Raw genomic sequence first — 19,135 nt, 5'->3', positions numbered from 1 at the left:
TACCTGCTGCTTGTCCGACTAGGGGACCGTGACGCAGCGCCGTTAATATCGGGTGGCCTCCGCCCAGCTTTGTGGTTAGAAAAATCAACGAATTTTAGGAGTTTCCGCCATGATGCCGACCGGGCGCCCTCTTTGCCTTCCGCCCGCCCGGCGCGGCAGCGTGATCGGCCTTTTGGGCGGCTCGTTCGATCCACCACATGCGGGCCACGTCCACATCACGCGCGAGGCGCTCAAGCTCTTTGGCCTCGATGCGGTATGGTGGCTGGTCAGCCCCGGCAATCCGCTGAAGGCGCGCGGGCCTGCCCCGCTGGACAAGCGGATGGAGGCGGCCCGCACCATCATGCGCCACCCGCGCGTCCATGTCAGCGATGTCGAGGCACAGATCGGTGCGCGCTATACCGCCCATACCCTCGCGGTCTTGCGCGCGGCGCGGCGCGATGTGCGGTTCGTCTGGTTGATGGGGGCCGACAACATGGTGCAATTCGATCAATGGCAGGATTGGCGCACGATCATGGAGAGCGTGCCGATCGGTATTCTGGCGCGTCCCGGCGCGCGTCTGGCGGCGCGCGCCTCGGTGGCGGCGCGCGTCTATGAACATGCGCGCGTGCCACTTGGCGAGGCGCGCAGGCTGGGCCAGATGGAGGCGCCCGCATGGTGCTTTGCCAATGTGCCGATGATGGCGCTGTCCTCTACCCATCTGCGGGCGTCGGGCGGCTGGTGATGGTGCGGGTCCACCCCGCAAAAACGTGAGCATGTCCGGCACAGAAGGCGATTGCGGCCCGTGGCTGGCTAAGGTTAACTTCGGCCCATGATAAAAACATTTTCTCGGCGGTTCTTTCTGGCTGGCACCGCTGCGGTGCTGGCTGGCTGTGCGCAGGCTGGCGCGCCTGCAGTCTCGCTGCGCCCCCAACTGCGGCCCGGTGATCTGGGCGAGGTGCCCGATGCCGGCGCACTGATCGATGCCGCGCGCCTTGGTGGGCGCGTGGGCTATGCGGTGGTCGACATGACCACCGGCACGGTCGTGGAGGCGCGCGAGGGCGCCGAGGGTTTCCCCCCGGCCAGTGTGACCAAGGCGATCACGGCGCTCTATGCGCTGGATGCGCTGGGCTCGACCTACCGCTTTCGCACGCGGCTGGTGGCCACTGGACCCGTCGTCGACGGCATCATCCAGGGCGATCTGGTGCTGGTGGGCGGCGGCGATCCGGTGCTGGACACGAATGCGCTGGGCGCCATGGCGGCCAATCTCAAATCTGCGGGCGTGCGCGGCGTGTCAGGGGCCTATCGCGTCTACGGCGGCGCCTTGCCTTTTGAGCGGGTGATCGACGCAAGCCAGCCGGTTCAGGTGGGATACAACCCCGCACTCTCAGGGCTGAACCTCAATTTCAACCGCGTTCACTTCCAATGGGAGCGCGCCTCGGGGGGGTATTCGGTGACCATGGATGCCCGCTCGTCGCAGTTCCGGCCCGAGGTGCGCGTGGCCCGCATGCAGATCGCTGACCGATCGAGTCCGATTTTCACCTATGCCGATGGCGGCGATCACGACCAGTGGACTGTCGCGCGCGGCGCGCTGGGCAAGTCTGGCTCGCGCTGGCTGCCGGTGCGGCGCCCTGATCAATATGCGGGCGAGGTGTTTGCCAGTCTGGCCCGCGCCCAAGGCATCACACTGGCCCCGGCCAAATCACAGCAGAGCGCGCCTGCGGGCGACACCCTCGTCACGCATCTCAGCGATGCGCTGCCGACCCTTCTGGTCGGGATGTTGAAATACTCCAACAACATGACGGCCGAATTGATCGGCATGACCGCGACGGCGGCCCGCAGCGGCCGGCCCGCATCCCTTGCTGCCTCGGCGCGGGCGATGACCCAATGGGCGCGCGGTGATCTGGGCCTTGATGGTGCGGCGCTGGTCGACCATTCGGGGCTGGGCGAGGCGTCACGCGTGAACGCGCTTTCGATGGCCAAGGTCCTGACCTATGCCCACCGCAGTGCGGCGCTGCGCCCGATGCTCAAACCGTTTCGGATGCGCGGAGCCAATGGCCAGTTCAATGATGCACATCCCGTGCGCGTCGAGGCCAAGACCGGCACGCTGCATTTCGTCAGCGCGCTTGCGGGCTACGCGACCGGAGCATCGGGCCGCCCGCTGGCCTTTGCGATCTTCACTCATGAAGCGGGACGTCGCGCTGCAATCGCGGGCCGGGCAGACGACAAACCGCCGGGTGTGTCCGACTGGAACAGGCGCGCCAAGAGCCTGCAACAGGCGCTGATCGAACGCTGGAGCACGGCCTACGGCGGCTAGGAGCGCTGCCGGCCGCTTTCGCACTGCGGCGCCGGACCTGCCCCCGATCTGCTGCCGCAGATCACGTTACCCGCGCGGCGTTGCACTGGACTGGCCAATCCTGCGCTCAGGGCGCGAAAGCGCCCTTGCACCGCGCCGCTCCATCCACTAATTGATGCCTACCACCACGGCAGGCGAGTTGGCGGAGTGGTGACGCAACGGATTGCAAATCCGTGTACACCGGTTCGATTCCGGTACTCGCCTCCATTTTATATCTTAAGTAATTGTTTTTGTTTGTTTTTATTGATATAAAATTTAATTACCCGCCATAAGATGCGCCATCACAGATGCGCTTGATTGAGCCAGATTGATGCGGACGGTCAGTGCAGATGCATTATCGCTTCCGCTTCCAGCCCCGCGCAGTTCGGCACCGGCAAAAAACGGCGCGCCGTGAGAGAGAGCGCAACAGTCATCATCCGGTATCAGGCTGCGGCGCAAGTCTGGGCATAAGGTTCACGCGGCCCGGATCAGCGCGCGGAATCGCTCCGGGTCGAAACGTGCCTCGACCGCAGCGGGGTCCAGCCCGGCCAATGTGCAGACATACCGAAAATCCGCCGATCCGATCCAGTATTGATCTTTGCCCTTCGCGGCGTCGTGTAGGGCATGGGTCAGCACCGCGCACCATAGGGCGCGATCCGCGCCGTTCATTGCCGCCTCGCGCCCTCAACTTCCAATCTGGCGCGCTCGCGCTGCATCTCGACCATAAGATGATTGACGCGATTCTGCGCGGCCTCTGCGGCCTCTGTGGCGCTCTTACCTTCGCGGCGGGCCTTAGCTTCCGTTACTTCGCCAGCGCGCTTGATAGCATTCTGTATCAGGGCATCGAAGGCGTCGAGCATCCGGTCGTGAGCGGCGCGGGCTTTGGATGACAGGTGGTCGCTCATGTAAAATACTCCCGTGCGGCGTCGTTACCGGGCAGATCGGGCAAGCCTGAAACCTTGGCTCTTGCACTCGGGGTCAGTCCGAATTCACTCAGAAGGCTTTGCACGCGGCGGGCGGCGTCATTGCGCTGCGCGACCGCCGGATGAGCGCGATACATCACGGCCCCCGCCTCGGTCTCTGCCCGATAGGTTGCGCCCTCGGTCTCGACCGTATCGCGGGCGTCGAGATACTCGGCCAGCGTTTCGCAAAGCAGCCCCAGGGCGATTTTGTCGCCATCGCCCAGCACGTTCATATCGGCCAGCAGGCGGGCCAATTCAGGCCAATGTTGGCTTGCGCGATCCGACATGAAGGCGGGCGGCGTTGTGCCGCTCAGGCGGGCTTGTGTGGCCTCTATGACCTTGCCGCGTGCCGAGTTGGTCACGGCTTTCAGGTGAGACGGTTTCGGTTTTCGTGGCATTGGCTTTTTTCCTTTTGTTTCTGCATCGGCATAAGAACGGTCCCCACGCCGGTCCCTCGTTTTGAGGGCTGTAAGGTTTGACTACCTGCCCCCCATGCGCCGCTCTAATTCGGCCTCGACCAGTGCCCACATGCAGCACAATTGCGCGTCGATCCGGTCCAGTGCTTCCGACATCGGGCCTTCGGTTGCCGCGCGCGTGTCCTTGGCGTTGGCACGACTGCGGTCTATCCGCGCGACCATTGCGACAAGCTGCGCGAAGGTCAGGCGGTGCATCTGTGCCGCCGTTGCGGCCATGCCTTCGACTTTATGCGCGGGCAAATCCAACGCGGCGTGTATGTTTTGGGATTCAATGTTCGTCATGGCCTGCCTCGATCCTTTGTGGTTGATGGTGCGCGCGCGCTGGGTAAAGGTGGCCCAGTCGCGCGCTGTCGGGGTTTGCCCACTCACCGACTAACGGGGATGCTTCATGCCTGCGTGGGCACATAGGCGCATCCTGCCTATCGGCATCAGGTGGTGGCGACTTTCAGCAGCTTGATTGCATCGCTGTCGTAGATCACGCCCCCAACGCGGCGGCGCACATACCAGCGGACGTAACCGGGTTTGGTGATATTATCGTCCGTGGTGATGCGAAGCGCTCCGCTGTCTGCGATAAGGTAGCCTGCCGAAAAGTCACCAAAGGCAACGGGGAAAGCATTGCCTGCAACCGCTGGCATGTTTTCGTCATAGACCACCGGACGGCCCAGCAGCGTGCTAGGCGTGTCGGCTGAAAGACTGGTTTGCCAAAGCGACCGACCGTCGCCATCCTTCAACTTTGCAATCACTGCGGCGGTTGCCGATGACATGAGCCACGTTCCGCTCTGCCGGTGCTGCGCCTTGGTCGCAAAGAACAGGTCCGAAAGGCTGTCGATCTTAATCAATGCCGCGTCACCTGTCGGCACATATTGCAACGTTCCTGCCGCACGGGTCGAGTCGCCAGTCGCAAGCGGCGTTGGCCCCGCAAGAAAGCCTGTCGGTTTGTTGGTGCCATTGCCCGAGACGAAAGCCGAACCTTCGGCCTGCGCGATCTTTTGCGCTACTGCGTTCGAGAACCACGCGCCGATATCAATCGCGGCATCCAGTAGCAATTCCTCGGTTGCCTCGATCAGCCCGAATGTTGTGCCGTAAGTCGGCCCTCGCAAATCAAGCGTCGGTTCGCCTGTATCCGTGCGCGGGTCCGTCTCGCCAACCCAAGCGGACGTTGCGTTATTCCGGTTGACCAAAAATTTGGTTCCGGTGCTGGTCACAGAGAAGTTCGACGCCAGTCGCCGCATTGGTGAGATTTCCAGCACGCGGGCGCGGATGGTGTCAGCAACAGGTTCCGGCACCGCAAAGCCACCGCCTGCGCCTGTTTGCGTAGACCCAGCAGCGCGCACGTCCATTTCCTGCGCCACCAGATCGGCGCGCCGATTTGAATCCTGCGGTGCGCGCAGCCAATCCTTGAAAGCGCGGACATGCGGCGTAGTCGCGACGTGCTGGCCTTTAGTGTTGCCGCTGGACATGCCTTGCAAAGCAGCGTCAGCCCCCCGCTTTGCCGTCTCATAGGCAAGTGAAGCGGTTTGCTCGACTTGACTCAATCTCTTTTCGTGATCTCGCGCTGCCTCGACTGCCTGTTTCATCTGTGGCGCAATGGTGTTCATTGCTTTCAGATCGCGGTGTAGTTCTTGCATGTTTGTTTGTTGGGTAGTCATTTCATATTTCCTTGAAGGTTTCAGCCAAGGTGCGCGCTAGGTCGGCGCAATCCTCGGCAATGTCGGTTTCTGTGATTTCCCCCGACAATGCGGGCCATCCACCTTTGGCGACTTTCTCAGCAGCGGCGCGGGCCAAGCCCGCCTTGATAAGCAGGTCGCGCAGATCAGCGCGCGAATTTAGCACAAGGTCGCGTTTCGGCTGGTCCGCCGGTTGCTCAGTCTTTGGTGTTTTTGGTGAAGCCATCTCGGCACCATTGAACAGGGAAAGGGACGGGTGGATTTGCCCGGTCTGCTTATCCTCTGCCCCGCTGGCGCGGTGACATTCGGTCAGGATGCCCGCGCGGCGCGGTGCATCTCGTGTTATAGTATTACCGCCTTTCGCCTCATTGGTCAATGTCATGTTCCTTTAGATGATGGTCAAAACTTCTGAATTGCGGATGTGTGAATTGAGAGGGGCAGTCGGTTTCCGTTTCGAAGCCCTTTGGACTTTTGATAGCGCCCCCCCCCTTCATCTCCATGCGTCGGGGTTGGTCACGTCATCGGCGCGGGCGCGCCAGTCATCCAGCGCCGCAACGGCGGGTGCTGTGAGTGCGTTTTCACGATCACAAACGCGCACCGTTCCTACAGTTCCTACAGTTCCTACTTTTTCGCCCCTCTCGCATCCGTCTGTAGGAAGTGTAGGAAGTGTAGGAAGCGCCCGGCATTTCTGCGCGTGATGTAGCGCCGCCTTGGCGTCGAAGCTGAAAGCGGTCATGACTGCACCTCGCGCACGATCCACCACGCTTCCCGGCGGGGCTTCCCTTCCACCTTTGCGCCGTTGGCCTCGACCAGCCAGCCGTGATCCTGAAGCCGCTTCAGCGCCTTTCGCGTCCGGTCTGTGATCTTGAACGGCCCCCGCTGCGCCGCTGAGCGTGCTGATATGCAAGGCTCGCCCCACGATCCCAGAAGCCAAAGGCGCATCCGTTCCGCGTCCGCCACCTCGGGCGGCACGATTGCAGCGTCGGCCAGTCGCGCGGCCTCGTTGGCGTAGAATGTGGCGATCTCCGTTGCCCCGGCTATCATCTCGCCTGAAACCTCCGGCGCATCTGGGTCCGCGTAGACCGTCAGCACTGCCGCAAGGCGCGCCGCGTGTTCTGCGGTTTTTGAAGCGAAGGCGCGCGCATCTTCAAAAGGTCCGCCGGCTGCCTGTGCCTTTTCTACGTCGCGGGCGAAGGCGGTCAGCACTTCTCGCGCCTCTTGCGACAAGGGCAGGACTGGCGGCGCGAGTTCGCTTCGGGTGTCATCCTTCAGCGGCAAGGGGCGCGACAGAAGCGACCGGATACGGGCGGCGAAGCGGGATATCTCGGCCTCGGCTGCCGCGTCCTTTTCCATGCGCAACCGGGTTCCGATCCGCGAGGCGGGTCTGCATGTCAGGAAACGCGCCAGCAGCCCTTGCCCGTTCGCCATCGGGTCAGATAGCAGCGCCTCCGCCGCGACCGGCTGCACGAGGATATGCGCCGAAAACCTGCGCCCGGTGTAGCTTTCCACGCCATCGCCTGCACGCCACCTGTCGAGCGGTGATCCGTCCCACATTGCCGAGAAACTGGCGCAGGTGGCGAGGCGGTTTTCAGCCTTCATGGAATGCCCGCCGATCAACGCGCCGCCTTCCTCGGTCATTATGCCAAGGCTCGCACGCAGTTCGGGCAGGTGCTTCACGATCCCCTCGATAGTTGGTGAAGATGCGACAATGTGCGGTTTCAGCGGTGCGGGCGGTTCGGTTCCAAGGGCCGAAAGATCAGCTCGCTTAGCGGCGCTGTCTGCTTTTTTGTCAGCAAGTATCTTCGTGCGGGTGGCCTTATAAACCTCATGTGCATCGCGCCAGAGGTCGCGCTCAATATCGTAATCGGTGCGCAGATCGGCCTCGAAGTCGCGCACGCCCCTCATGGCGAGGCGGTCGGCGGTGCTCTTGCGCTCGCCGCTCTCGGCCACCGTCAGCAAAAACAGGCTTGCGGGTGCGGTGCCGTTAAGCGTCTCTGCGTCCCGATGCCCCTGCGCGGCCAGAGCCGCAGAGGCAAGAACCGATGCCGCGCACATGGCAACGGGTGCCTCCGTTGCGGCGGCGATTGCCTCTGCGGGTTCGCGCAGCGGCCCCAGCGCCGCGACCGGGTAGGGTCCGGCCTCTGGCATTTCGCGGATCAGCGGCGTCGGGTCTGCGCGGTCGAGGCGGTTCTGGTCGCGCTCTTGTTGCACGCGCTCGGCCTCTGCGCGGCCTTCCCCGGTCTCGACCGAATAGAGCCCATGCCGGGCGAGGTGCCCAAAACGCAGGCGGCGCAGTGTGTTCTGTGTGCGCTTGCGCAGCATTGCCTGCCCTCTCTCAGAGGTCCATCGGTCGTCGCCTTCGGTCTCCTGATAAAAGCGCGGAAAGGCTAAATCGAACACCTCGGTGGCGGTCGGGTCTGCTCCGGTGTCGCGCTGATACTTGGCGAGTTCGGCAATCACGATCTGACGCCAGAAGGCTTCGCGGCCATCCGTCACCAGCCCGGCGGCGTTGCGGATGATCTCGCCCGGTCCGCCATTGCCGCCTTTGCTGCTTTTGTGCGGCGGTTGCCAGCCCGGCAAGGGGTCGAGGGTGGCGAGGCGGTCGAGGTCTGCGGCGGGTGCATCCTCGATCTTGACTGCGGTTAATTCGTTAACATAGCCTTTGGCCTGTTTCGCCGGGTCCGTGATCCAGTTGACAGTGCCGCCCAGTCGCAAGATGCGCGCGCTATCCCTAACCTTTGGGTCGGCACCAACATGCGCGACCAGCGCCCCAAGGGCCTCTGTATAAGCGTCTGCATCATCGCAAAGTTCGCGCAGAGGCAACCAGTGATGCACGCGCGTTTCGGGATGCTGGCCTGTCCTGACACGAATTGCGCCCTTCAGGCCAGCCGCCTCGATCCGCTTGGCCACCTTGTCCGCGTGTTCGTCGGCTTCACAACCGGCATGAGCGGCGGCGTAGAAGTCGAGCGTCGATCCGCGCCTGTTCCGGTTTGCATCCGGCGCGCGTAGGGCTGCGCCGATGTAGATATTCGCGCCCTGGGCGTTCTGCTCTGCCGCAAAAGCGGCGGCCCTGTCGAAGTCATCCAGTTCAAACATTCGGGCGCGGTCAGGTGCTGCGCTGCCCGGCGCGGTATAGGCAATTTCACAAAGCCCGTCTTCATACTCGGTGCCAATGTAGGGCGCGGCCCATGCGGCAAGGTGCTGCCGAATCGCGGCAAGATCAGGGGTGAGGACGGTTTCCTGCATGTTCATCGCTGCCCCTCCATCACCGGAAAGCCCGATGCGTTGCAGGCACGCCCCAGATCGGCCAACAGGCGCACCTCGACTGCATCGCGGGCTTCCTCGGGTGGCAAGCCGCGCACCTGCGCCCAGCGCGAAACCCATGTGCCGCGACCGTCAACGTCCAGCCCGAAAGCGGCCCACCACGTCGCGCCGGGTGGCGTCGGGCGATAGCCGGGCAGGCTGGCCGCCTCGGTCTCTGTGATACGCTGCACAACCGGCTTGCAGCCGTTGCGGATCAGGTCGGCGTATCCGCGTGCCAGCACCTTGCGGGCGGTCGGGTTGACCACAACACCAGCGCGGCCATCGGCCTCAAGGGTGTTTGCCGCCAGCACCGCTGCGATCTTGTCCGCGTCCCTCCGCATTTTGCGGATTGTCGCTCTGTTCTGATTTTTCATTGCTCGTGCCTTGTAGTTGCCCACAACGGCACGGTCGGTTATACTGTAACAATCGCGCTTGCCTGCTCGATCAATTCCAGCCCCGCCCGCGTGCCGCCGTGGGTGGGGTTTTACGTTTTCAGCTCGATGATCTCGGCCCCGCCGTTGCGGCGGCGTATCTCGGCGCGTAGGGCTTTGGCCTGTTGCTCTTGCAGGGCGGCCATATCCTCCATCGCATCCGCGATTGCGGGCAGGGCTTCGGGGCAGGCTTCAAGGCGGCGCAGCAAAAGTTCAAGCTGCGCGCCGGGATAGTCGCCTGCGCCCTCCAGCGTGCGGCGCACAATTTGCTTTTCCCAATCCATTAAGTGCAACAGTCATCAGCGCGTGCGCTTGGTCTAGTGCGTCGCGGCGTTCAGTTTCGCTTACGTCGCCGCGCATCGCGCGCCGCCATGCAGCTTCGGCCCGCTTCTGGCATTCATCGCGCAAGAGTTCATGCCTGCGCCTTACATCAGACATCGGCCCCCGCCCCCTGCAATTCGACAACCTGCGCGCCCTGCAGGAAGCGCCCCCATGCGGCCATCATGCCACGGCGTTTCTCGATTTGGTCGGATCGGTCATATGCTTGCTGAACCTTGCTTCCGACTTTATGAAACAGGGCGATTTCGGCCATGTCGCCATCAAAGCGCGTGCGCTCTGCAACCCATGTTCTAAACGTGCTGCGCAGCCCATGCGGCACGGCTTGCTCGCCTGTCGCGGCGTCCGCATAGCCCTTGCCCCCGGCCTTCACATCGGTCTCGTGAATGCTGCGCATAACCTTGCCCAAGGTCGCATCGGACAACGCCCCGCCGCGCGGCGCAGAGAACACAAGGTCATTGCCATCGAAGCGCGGCAGGGCTTCCAGCAGCGCGACCATTTCATCTGTCAGCGGGATTCGCTTCGGGCGGTCACTCGGCGCGATTTTCGATGACTTTCGCCCCGGTTGGATTGTCCATGTTTTCGCCTGCAGGTCGATTTCCGACCATGTCGCAAATCGAATCGCGCCCGTTCTGGTCGCGGTCAGGGCTTGAAAACGCAACGCGGCGGCGCCCATGCCATTACGGCCCTGCAGCGCCCCCCACCAGCGCGGCACGTCATCAACCTGCAAGGCGGGATAATTTGCCCCGCCTGATACCTTGGAAGGCGCGGCTAGCACCATGTCGAGATTGCCTTTCCAGCGCGCCGGGTTTGGCCCCTCACGATGCCCCTGCACAGTTGCATAATCAATGATGCGCTCGATCCTCTGGCGTAGCTTGCTGGCGGTCTCGGTCTTGGTCTCCCATATCGGCTGCAGAACGCGCAGCACGTCCTGCAAGCCGACATCCGCGACCAGCATCTTGCCTAATTCCGGCACGGCGTAGCTTTCCACGGTCGCGCGCCACTGGTCGCGGTATTTCTCGTTTCTGAATTCCTTGACCTTCTCTGTGGCGTAGCGGTCCAGCGCGTCGGCAAAGGTCAGTCCACGGCGCGCAGCTGCCACCAGCGCCGCCCTGATAGCCTTGCGTTCCTCGACGGGGTCAACGCCCTGCCAAACCTTCCCCTTAGCCTCTCTGGCGCGCTCTCGCGCTTGCGCAAGAGTCACATCGGGATAACCGCCCAAACCAATGTTTCTGCGCCTGCCTCCTACATTGATGCGCAAAACCCAGGATCGCCCCCCGGTTGGTGTGACCTGCAACAGCAGCCCAGACACGCCACCAACAGCGAAAGTCACGTTGCGGCCATTGCCTGGATGTTGCAGCCGCTTCACTTCCAGCGGCGATAATTCCCTTGCGACTTTCGGCATATCTGCCCCCCCCTGCGCGGTTCGAAGTCCTTGGTGGGAATTCAACTGGCGATTTTCACCGGCTCTCCTACCTGCCATAAAGAATGCGCTTTGATGCACTGGTATGCAACAGGATTTTACATGTATATGCTTCAAGATACTGTGTTTTATGACATTATTTTTTCAAATCGCACTTGCTTGAAACGCCAAGTTGGACTTGGTACTCGCCTCCATTTTCTTCCAGATCAATGACCGAGCTTCAGAGCTGCCGAGTTTGACACGAAGTGGCAGACAAGATCTGTGAAGCTGTCTGCCGATCTTGGGCTCTCTCATGCGTCGTGTCACTTGATCCCGGCCCGCATGAAGCTTTGGACGAATTGACGCTGGAACAGCAAAAAACCAATCAACAACGGCGCAGAGGTCAGCAAGGTGGCCGCGTTGATCACAGCCCATTCAACGCCGCTATCGGTCGTGGCGAAAACCGATAGACCCACGGTCAGGGGACGGGTTTCGACGGAATTGGTGATGATCAGCGGCCATAGGAAATTGTTCCAATGCGACGAGACTGACACCAGTCCGAAGGCCAGATAGGTCGGTTTGGCCAGTGGCACATAGACCCGCCAGATCAGCCCCAGCAGCGACACGCCCTCAACCCGGGCGGCATCGTCCAGCTCCTTCGGGATGGTCATATATGTCTGGCGCAACAGGAAGATCGCAAAGCCCGAGGCCATGTAGGGCAGGCCAATGGCAAGAATGGTATCCACCAGCCCCAGATTGCGCATCATCTTGTAGTTCTGCACCAGCAGCACGTCGGGCATCACCATGAGCTGTATCAAGACCAACGTGAACAGCAGCCCCTTGCCGGGGAACTGCAGCCGGGCAAAGGCAAATGCCGCCAAGGTGCAGACAACAAGCTGCACCACCAGAATCGAGGATACGAGGATCGCCGTGTTCAAAAAATAGCGCGCAAAGGGGGCCTGCGACCATGCATCGGTGAAATTCTCAAGCGTCAAAGGCGCCGTCAGGGTAAAGCGCGTTTCATAGATCGCGGGGTGAAAGGCGGTCCAGACTGCATAGGCCAGCGGCAGAATCCAGATGATGGCGAGCGTCCATGCCGCCGTGACAAAGAGCCGCCGGTCAAAATCAATGCGGTCTGATCTGCGCGTGGCGATAAGTGTGGGGGACAGGCTCATTTGTAGTGCACCTTTCGGTCCACCAGAAAGAACTGCCCCACGGCCACGGCCATCAGGATGGCCAGCATCACGACCGTCAGCGTCGCGGCATAGGCCGTATCCCACCAGGCAAAGCCCGCCTCGTAAATGTAGTAAAGCAAGAGCATCGACGCGTTGTTGGGCCCGCCTTTGGTCATCACGATGATATGGTCGATCAGGCGGAAGGCATTGATCACCGCATTGACGGAAATGAACAGTGTGGTGGGCATGATCAACGGCCAAGTCACGCGCCAGAAGAATGTCCAGCGGCTGGTGCCTTCCAGATCAGCGGCCTCGCGCAGCGATTGCGGGATGGTCTGTAGCGCGGCGAGGTAGAAGATCATGAAGAACCCCGCTTCTTTCCAGACCGCAACCGCGATCATGGCATAGAGCGCCGTTTCGGGCTGCCCCACCCAGTTCTGCGCCGGCAGATCAAACAGGCCCCGCACCTGGTCGATCAGGCCAAAGCCGGGTGTGTAGAAGAACATCCAGATGTTGGCGACAGCGATCAGGGGCAAGACGGTCGGGGTGAAAAAGGCAATCCGCAGAAAGGCCAACCCCGGAATGTGTCGATGCACGAACAGCGCCATGACAAGGGAAATACCGATGGCCGCCGGTATCGTGATGGCGGCATAGATCGCGTTGTTCCACATGACCTGCCGAAATACCGGATCTGCCATCATCTTGGCATAATTTTCGGTGCCCACGAATTGCGACACGCGACGCCCGCGCCCTGTGGACCAGAAGCTCTGGATCAGGGTTTCGATGGCGGGCCAATGGGTGAAGGCGAACAATAGCACCATGGCCGGCATCAGCAGACAAAAGGCTTGTATCCATTCGCGGCGCATGGCGATTTCCTGTGGTTCAGGGATCGGGCCGCGCGTGATCGCGCGGCCCCGTGGTGCAAAGAGTTGGCTTAGCGATAGGCCGACAGGATCGCGTCAGACTCGGCCTGTGCATCGGCCAGTGCCTCTGCTGCGGTCTTTTGCCCGCCTATTGCCGCCTCGAGCGCCGAGTTCAGAATTTGCGTGATGCGCGCATTGTCATAGGTTGCCAGTTCCGCCACCGCGAATTCCAACTGGTCCCGTGCGACCAAAGCCGCAGGGAAATCAGCGGTATAGGCTTTCATTGCATCGGTTTCCCATGCGGCAAAGCTGGGTGCCACATATCCCGTTTCGATGGACCAGCGGGCCGCTTGCTCAGGCGCTGTCAGCCATTGCAGGAAATCGACAGCAGCGGCCTTCTGATCGTCGCTGGCGTCCTTGAACAGGAAAAAGCTGCCGCCACCGGTAGGTGCGCCGCGCTGCGCCTTGGCTGGCAGCATCGCCACGCCAAAGTCGAAAGGCGCGTTTTCGCGAACATTCGTCAGGTTGCCTGTCGTGGTCCAGACAATCGCGCTTTCACGCTCAAAGAACGCCTTCGGGGTTGCGCCCCAATCAATCGTGCCCGGCGCCATGATGCCATGCTCTGCCGACAGGTCGACCAGAAACTCCAGCGATTCAACGGATTCGGGAGCGTCAAAATAGGTCTCGGTTCCATCAGCGCTGGCAAGGATTCCCCCGGCAGGTGTGGTCAGGCCCTGAAACAGCCAATAGGGAAAGCCCGCGCTGGGAATGCGAACGCCATACTGTGTGACATTGCCCGATTCGTCGCGCTTGGTCAGCTTTTTACCCATCTCAACCAGCTCATCCCAGTTTGCGGGGGGCGTTTCGGGATCAAGGCCAGCCTCGGCAAAGGCGTCCTTGTTCCAGTACATCACCGGGGTCGAGCGCTGGAACGGAATGCCATAGGTCATGCCATCGACGCGCGTATCTTCGACATAGGCGGGCATGAAGCCGCCCAGCCATTCGTCGGCTTCTTCTTCGGTCAGGTGGGTCTCGAACGGCTCGATCAGGTCTTCGTCCAGCAGGGTAAAGACATTGACCGCCCCCAGCATGGCCAGCGGCGGCGGGTTGCCCCCCTGCGCGGCGGTCAAGGTCTTGGTCATCGTCTCGGCATAGGTGCCGGAATAGATCGGCGTGATCGTCACGTCATCAGCCTGCGCGACATATTCGTCGGTCAGGGCCTGCACCAGATCGGCTGCGGCACCGCCGATGGCGACAGGAAAGTAGAATTCCAGATCAACCGCTTGCGCAGGTTGCGCGGCGGCCACCATGCCGACCATGGCGCTGCCGAGGAGTGCCTTCTTGAGTGTGAATGTCATGATAAGTCCCTTTGGTTTGAGGAGAAAGAAAAGTGAGGAGCGGCTTCAGGTGGAAAGCCGCTTGCCGGTGAGGGGATCAAAGAAATGCAGGCTTTGCTGCGCCCACTTCAGGCGCAGCGTGTCGCCCGGCACACCGTGCCGCACCGGCTGGCGCACCAGCAGATCGGCACTTCCAAGGCGGCAGTTGATCAATTGATCTGCCCCAAGATATTCGACGGCCGTCACGGTTGCGGGCACGCCATCGGAGTGATCTGTCGTAATGTCTTCGGGCCGCAGCCCGACCAATGTGTCAGGTGACAGCGCTGGCGGGCGGTCGCCGCTGACCTGACGCAGGTCGTCAAGTGTCAGCAGGTTCATCGGCGGGGTGCCTATGAAGCGGGCGCAGAACGCAGTTTCCGGGCGCGCATAGATTTCGCGCGGGCTGCCCACCTGCTGCACCTGACCTTCGTTCAGCACGACGATCCGGTCAGCCATCGTCATCGCCTCGACCTGATCATGGGTGACATAGACCATGGTCAACCCAAGCCGTTGTTGCAGCGCACGGATCTCGACCCGCATCTCGGCACGCAATTTGGCATCCAAGTTGGACAGCGGCTCGTCCATCAGGCAAACGGGACGTTCACTGATGACGGCACGGGCCAGCGCCACGCGTTGTTGCTGCCCCCCTGACAGTTGCGAGGGGCGCCGATCCAGCAAGGGCGACAGGCCCATCATTTGCGCCACGGTTTCAAGCCGCGCCGCCTGATCAGATCGCGACACGCGCCGCACACGCAGGCCAAACAGGATATTCTGCGCAACTGTCAGATGCGGAAAGAGCGCATAGGATTGAAACACCATCGAGATGCCGCGATCCGCAGGTGGCGCTTTGGTGATGTCGCACCCGTCCAACGCGATCACGCCCGTGCTTGGATCCTCCAACCCCGCGATCATCCGTAGAAGGGTTGATTTGCCGCATCCCGAGGGCCCAAGAAGCACAGTGAATTGGCCTTTGGGCAGGTCGACCGATACGTCATCGACGACTTTGGTCTCACCGAACACCTTCGATACCCGTGTCAGGCTCAGCGCACGATCTTGCGTATCTGAGGTGGGTCCGACCGCACCGCGGAGCGGAGCGGGTTCGGATGTGGCGGATGGCAGGTGTGCGATCTGGGTCATACACGCGGCCTAGCCGCGCTTCTTGACAGTAGCTTTAACGTTTTGTGAACCTTCTGCGACCGTGGCCTCAGCCTTGCGTCTGGGGCGCGTCGTCCTCAATCCACCGCGCTTTCAGCCGCAGCTTTGCCCGAGGTGGCCCGTGTCGCTGAAAAGGCAGGCTGCGCGCGACAAGGCCCGCCGTGACGGGCTAGAGGATCGCGCCGCGCACCTTGGCCGAGACCCATTCCGAGAGCACCACCGTGGCGAGGATCACCAGAAGGATCGTGGTCACCTGCGGCCAGGCAAGCACGTTGAGCGAGGCTTGCAGCTTGAGCCCGAGGCCGCCCGCGCCGACAAGGCCGAGGATCGCGCTTTCGCGGATGTTGATGTCCCAGCGAAATACGGTGATGCCCCAGAAGGCGGGCATGATCTGGGGCACGATGCCGTAATTCAGCACCTGTGTCGGGCTGGCCCCCGTCGCGGCGACGGCCTCGATCTGGCGGGTGTCGGTCTCCTCGATGGCCTCGTAGAGCAGCTTGCCGATGAAGCCGATGGATCGCAGGCCGATCGCGATGATTCCGGCCAGAAGTCCGGGGCCGAGGATCGCCACCAGCAGCAGCGCCCAGATCAGCGAATTGATCGACCGGGACGTAACGATGATGAAGAGCGCCGCAGGCCGCAGGATCAGCAGCGAGGGCGTGGTGTTGCGCGCTGCCAGAAACGCCACCGGCACCGCCAGGATCACCCCCAGAAGCGTTCCCAGCGTCGCCATGTTCAGCGTATCCCACAGCGGAATCAGCAATTCGGGCAGGTATGATATGCGCGGCGGAAACATGCGGCCGCCGATATCGGCGGCCTGCCGGGGCGCGTCCAGCACGAACATCCAGATCGTGTTGGCGGTCATCACCTGCCAGCAATAGACAAAAAGCGCCACGAGGCAGAGCCAGCCGAACCAGAGCGCGAGGCGCCCGCGCGGGCTGCGGAATTGCCATGTCTGGGGGAACTGCGTCATTGCAGGAACTTTCGCAGGTAGGAGGACGAGTATTCGGCCACCATCACGATGGCGATGATGACCAGCAGGATCGCGCCCGCGCTGTCGTATTCATAGCGGTCGATGGCGGTGTTCAACGTGCCGCCGATTCCGCCTGCGCCGACGATCCCGATCACCGCGCTTTCGCGGAAATTGATGTCGAGACGATAGAGCGACAGGCCGATCAGACGCGGCATCACCTGCGGCTGGATCGCGTAATGCACCAGCTGCATCCAGCTGGCTCCGGTGGCGCGGATCGCTTCGGCCTGCGCCTCGTCGATGTCTTCGATATCCTCGGCCAGCAGCTTGGAGATGAAGCCGATGGTGGCGAAGGACAGCGTCAGAAACCCGGCAAAGGGGCCAAAGCCAAACATGGCGACAAGGAAGATCGCGATGATGATCTCTTGCAGGGCGCGGCTGACGGCAATGATGCTGCGGCAGATGCTGTAGATCCAGACAGGGGCCATGTTGCGTGCCGCCCCGATGCCGATGGGGATCGAGATCGCAACGCCCACGACGGTCGAGGTCAGCGTCATCGTCAGGCTCTCGATCAGCCCGTTCGATATGTCCTTCCAGCGCGAGGTGAAGTCGGGCTGCAAGAAGCCATAGATAAAGCGCAGGCCGCGCTCGCCGCCCTCGACGATGCGCGCCCAGTCCAACTCGACGCTGCCGACGCCGACGATCATATAGACAATCACCGCAAGCGTCAGCGCGATGCGCCAGCGCCGATCCGTCACGATCTGGGGCGGGCGGCGCCATGTGGTGGGGTAGGTGCTCATGACGGGATCGCCGCCAGCCTTGCCGCGATATCGGCATCTGCCGCGCGGTCTTCTTCGCCGCCCTTGCGCATGGCGGTCCAGTCCTCGGCGCCATAGATCGTGGTCAGCACATCTTCGGTCAATTCTTCTGGTGGCCCGTCAAAGACGACGCACCCGGCGCGCAGGCCGATGATGCGCTGCATGAATTGCTGTGCCAGCGGAACGTCATGGATGTTGACGATGGCGGGCAGGTCGCGCTCATCGCAGATTTCGATCAGGAGGCGCATGATCTGGCGGCTGGTCTTGGGGTCGAGGCTGGCTGTCGGCTCGTCCACCAGCAGCAGCTCGGGTTCCTGGCTGAGCGCGCGGGCGATGCCGACGCGCTGGCGCTGACCACCCGAGAGGGCATCGGCACGCTTGTTTGCCTGCTCCATCAGGCCGACGCGGTCCAGAAGGCGATAGGCCCGCTCGATATCCGTGCCCGGATAGCGCCGGGTAAAGCTCTGCCAGAACGAGACATACCCCAGACGCCCCGACAACACGTTTTCCATCACGGTCAGGCGCTCGACCAGCGCGTATTCCTGAAAGATCATCCCGATCCGCCGCCGCTCGCGGCGCAGGGCGCGCGGACCCAGCCCGGCAAGTTCGGTGCCCGACAGCTCGATCGTGCCGCTCGTGGGCTCGACCAGCCGGTTGATGCAGCGGATCAACGTGGATTTTCCTGCGCCGGACGGCCCGATCAGGCCGACGACCTGTCCCTTGGGGACGGTCAGGCTGACATCGGCGAGCGCCTTGTCCCCGGTGCGGTAGGTCTTGGTCAGGTTGGTCAGGGTCAGCATCAGGGGCTCCGCCTTGCAAAAGCAGAGTGCGGGCGGATCGCTCCGCCCGCACTCAAGGTGAGGTGCTCAGTCGATCACTGGCAGGTGTAGGATACGCCGTTGGCTTCGTCGATCTGGCGGATCACGGCCCAGTCATCCTTGAAGGTGATCGGGATGAACTGCTCTTCGCCCGACTTCGAGAATTCCTCGGCCAGCGAGGTGCCTTCCCATTCAAAGCTGAAGAAAGCGTCCTTGATCTTGTCCTGCAACTCGGGCGTCAGGTTGTGCGCAACGCCATAGCCGGTCGTCGGAAAGGTCTGCGACTTGTAGATCGACACGATCTGGTCGGGCTGAACGACGTCACGGTCGATCATGCGGCTCATCACCGAGTTGGCGATGGCGGCAGCAGGGTAATCCTTGTTGGCGACGCCGAGGATCGAGTTGTCGTGCTTGCCCGAGAAGAGCGGCTCGAAATCGGTGCCTGCCTCAAGGTCATACTCGGCCTTGAGCAGGGCAGAGGGCGCCTTGAAGCCCGAGTTCGATGTCTCGGAGGTAAAGGCAAGCTGATTTCCAGCCAGATCCTCGACCTTTTCGATGCCCGAATCGGGGTGCGTGATGATTTCCATCTCGTAGCCATAGCTGCCATCCGCGGCGGCCATCATCGCAAACGGGCGGAAACCGGCGCAGGCCACGGCCAGCGGGTTCGAGCCGGTGTTGAAGCCCGAGATATGCAGACGGCCCGCGCGCATCGCCTCGATCTGGGCGGCGTTGCTGTCGATTGGGAAGAACTGCACGTCCTTGCCGGTCGTCTCTTCCATATGGGTGATGAAATCGCCCCATGCTTCTGCATAGACGGCCGGATCTTCGACCGGGGTATAGGCAAAGATCAACGTGCTGGGATCGACCAGATCGGAGGCATCCTCCGGAATATCGGCGATCAGATCGCCATCCGAATCGCTATAGCGCGGATCAAGCGAGAACTCGGCATAGGATGCTGTCGAGACGAGCATCGCAGTTGCGGCTAGGAACAGGGGTTTCATCATGGCAGGTGTCCTTTCGTGACAATCTGAACTGGCCATACCCCACGAGTATTGCAGATTTGCGACAGTCG

The 19,135-nt window shown here is 62.0% G+C and carries 20 protein-coding genes and 1 tRNA gene; 3 read left to right on the top strand and 18 right to left on the bottom strand.

Translation table 11 applies throughout. The features are described from left to right. Positions 1-112 precede the first annotated feature (112 nt). The 3 genes from V8352_RS04570 (at position 113) to V8352_RS04560 (ending at position 2,539) form a co-directional block, all read left to right on the top strand. The gene (locus V8352_RS04570) at positions 113-721 is read left to right on the top strand and encodes a nicotinate-nucleotide adenylyltransferase (protein WP_336423168.1); all 609 of its coding nucleotides are present in this window, start codon (positions 113-115) and stop codon (positions 719-721) included. Between the two features lie 87 nt (positions 722-808). Continuing rightward, a complete protein-coding gene (gene dacB, locus V8352_RS04565; protein WP_336423080.1) occupies positions 809-2,293 on the top strand; it encodes a D-alanyl-D-alanine carboxypeptidase/D-alanyl-D-alanine endopeptidase in 1,485 nt (494 codons plus the stop codon). A gap of 172 nt (positions 2,294-2,465) precedes the next feature. Next, positions 2,466-2,539, top strand: a tRNA-Cys gene (locus tag V8352_RS04560). Between the two features lie 246 nt (positions 2,540-2,785). On the opposite strand, the gene V8352_RS04555 is transcribed toward V8352_RS04560, so the two are convergent. The 18 genes from V8352_RS04555 to phnD form a co-directional block, all read right to left on the bottom strand. Further along, on the bottom strand, positions 2,786-2,980 hold the full coding sequence (locus V8352_RS04555; RefSeq protein WP_336423079.1) for a hypothetical protein: 195 nt from the start codon (positions 2,978-2,980) through the stop codon (positions 2,786-2,788). Next, complete coding sequence (locus V8352_RS04550) at positions 2,977-3,216, bottom strand: hypothetical protein (RefSeq protein WP_336423078.1); 240 nt, start codon at positions 3,214-3,216, stop codon at positions 2,977-2,979. The genes V8352_RS04555 and V8352_RS04550 overlap by 4 nt, the downstream gene beginning before the upstream one ends. Beyond that, on the bottom strand, positions 3,213-3,671 hold the full coding sequence (locus V8352_RS04545) for a phage terminase small subunit P27 family (RefSeq protein ID WP_336423077.1): 459 nt from the start codon (positions 3,669-3,671) through the stop codon (positions 3,213-3,215). The genes V8352_RS04550 and V8352_RS04545 overlap by 4 nt, the downstream gene beginning before the upstream one ends. Positions 3,672-3,752: 81 nt before the next feature. After that, the gene (locus tag V8352_RS04540; protein WP_336423076.1) at positions 3,753-4,031 is read right to left on the bottom strand and encodes a hypothetical protein; all 279 of its coding nucleotides are present in this window, start codon (positions 4,029-4,031) and stop codon (positions 3,753-3,755) included. A gap of 146 nt (positions 4,032-4,177) precedes the next feature. Next, positions 4,178-5,398, bottom strand: a complete 1,221-nt coding sequence (locus V8352_RS04535; protein ID WP_336423075.1) for a phage major capsid protein — start codon at positions 5,396-5,398, stop codon at positions 4,178-4,180. Position 5,399: 1 nt separating this feature from the next. After that, positions 5,400-5,798, bottom strand: a complete 399-nt coding sequence (locus V8352_RS04530) for a hypothetical protein (protein WP_336423074.1) — start codon at positions 5,796-5,798, stop codon at positions 5,400-5,402. Positions 5,799-6,148: 350 nt separating this feature from the next. Beyond that, on the bottom strand, positions 6,149-8,668 hold the full coding sequence (locus V8352_RS04525) for a YfjI family protein (RefSeq protein ID WP_336423073.1): 2,520 nt from the start codon (positions 8,666-8,668) through the stop codon (positions 6,149-6,151). After that, the gene (locus V8352_RS04520) at positions 8,665-9,093 is read right to left on the bottom strand and encodes a hypothetical protein (protein ID WP_336423072.1); all 429 of its coding nucleotides are present in this window, start codon (positions 9,091-9,093) and stop codon (positions 8,665-8,667) included. Before V8352_RS04520 ends, V8352_RS04525 begins: the two co-directional genes overlap by 4 nt. 110 nt (positions 9,094-9,203) lie before the next feature. Continuing rightward, entirely contained in the window at positions 9,204-9,434 is a 231-nt protein-coding gene (locus V8352_RS04515; protein ID WP_336423071.1) for a hypothetical protein, read from the bottom strand. 146 nt (positions 9,435-9,580) lie between these two features. Then, the gene (locus V8352_RS04510) at positions 9,581-10,798 is read right to left on the bottom strand and encodes a tyrosine-type recombinase/integrase (protein WP_442970962.1); all 1,218 of its coding nucleotides are present in this window, start codon (positions 10,796-10,798) and stop codon (positions 9,581-9,583) included. Between the two features lie 413 nt (positions 10,799-11,211). Next, positions 11,212-12,063: a carbohydrate ABC transporter permease gene (locus V8352_RS04505; protein WP_336423070.1), complete on the bottom strand. Its 852-nt coding sequence runs from the start codon at positions 12,061-12,063 to the stop codon at positions 11,212-11,214. Continuing rightward, positions 12,060-12,929, bottom strand: a complete 870-nt coding sequence (locus V8352_RS04500) for a carbohydrate ABC transporter permease (RefSeq protein ID WP_336423069.1) — start codon at positions 12,927-12,929, stop codon at positions 12,060-12,062. Before V8352_RS04500 ends, V8352_RS04505 begins: the two co-directional genes overlap by 4 nt. Before the next feature lie 68 nt (positions 12,930-12,997). Next, positions 12,998-14,284 carry an ABC transporter substrate-binding protein gene (locus tag V8352_RS04495; RefSeq protein WP_336423068.1) on the bottom strand — a complete coding sequence of 429 codons (1,287 nt, stop codon included), beginning with the start codon at positions 14,282-14,284 and terminating at the stop codon, positions 12,998-13,000. A gap of 45 nt (positions 14,285-14,329) precedes the next feature. After that, positions 14,330-15,439, bottom strand: coding sequence for an ABC transporter ATP-binding protein (locus V8352_RS04490; protein ID WP_336423067.1), 1,110 nt, complete (start codon positions 15,437-15,439; stop codon positions 14,330-14,332). 187 nt (positions 15,440-15,626) lie between these two features. After that, a complete protein-coding gene (phnE, locus tag V8352_RS04485) occupies positions 15,627-16,430 on the bottom strand; it encodes a phosphonate ABC transporter, permease protein PhnE (protein WP_336423066.1) in 804 nt (267 codons plus the stop codon). Further along, on the bottom strand, positions 16,427-17,227 hold the full coding sequence (gene phnE, locus V8352_RS04480; protein ID WP_336423065.1) for a phosphonate ABC transporter, permease protein PhnE: 801 nt from the start codon (positions 17,225-17,227) through the stop codon (positions 16,427-16,429). Before phnE (V8352_RS04480) ends, phnE (V8352_RS04485) begins: the two co-directional genes overlap by 4 nt. Continuing rightward, positions 17,224-18,045 carry a phosphonate ABC transporter ATP-binding protein gene (phnC, locus tag V8352_RS04475; RefSeq protein WP_336423064.1) on the bottom strand — a complete coding sequence of 274 codons (822 nt, stop codon included), beginning with the start codon at positions 18,043-18,045 and terminating at the stop codon, positions 17,224-17,226. The genes phnE (V8352_RS04480) and phnC overlap by 4 nt, the downstream gene beginning before the upstream one ends. A 74-nt stretch (positions 18,046-18,119) precedes the next feature. Beyond that, positions 18,120-19,067, bottom strand: a complete 948-nt coding sequence (phnD, locus tag V8352_RS04470) for a phosphate/phosphite/phosphonate ABC transporter substrate-binding protein (protein WP_442970957.1) — start codon at positions 19,065-19,067, stop codon at positions 18,120-18,122. Positions 19,068-19,135: the final 68 nt, after the last annotated feature.

It is taken from the genome of Roseovarius sp. D0-M9 (assembly GCF_037083805.1).
GTDB lineage: Bacteria > Pseudomonadota > Alphaproteobacteria > Rhodobacterales > Rhodobacteraceae > Roseovarius.
Note: the sequence above shows the minus strand (reverse complement) of the source record. Positions and strands in the feature narration are given on the sequence as shown.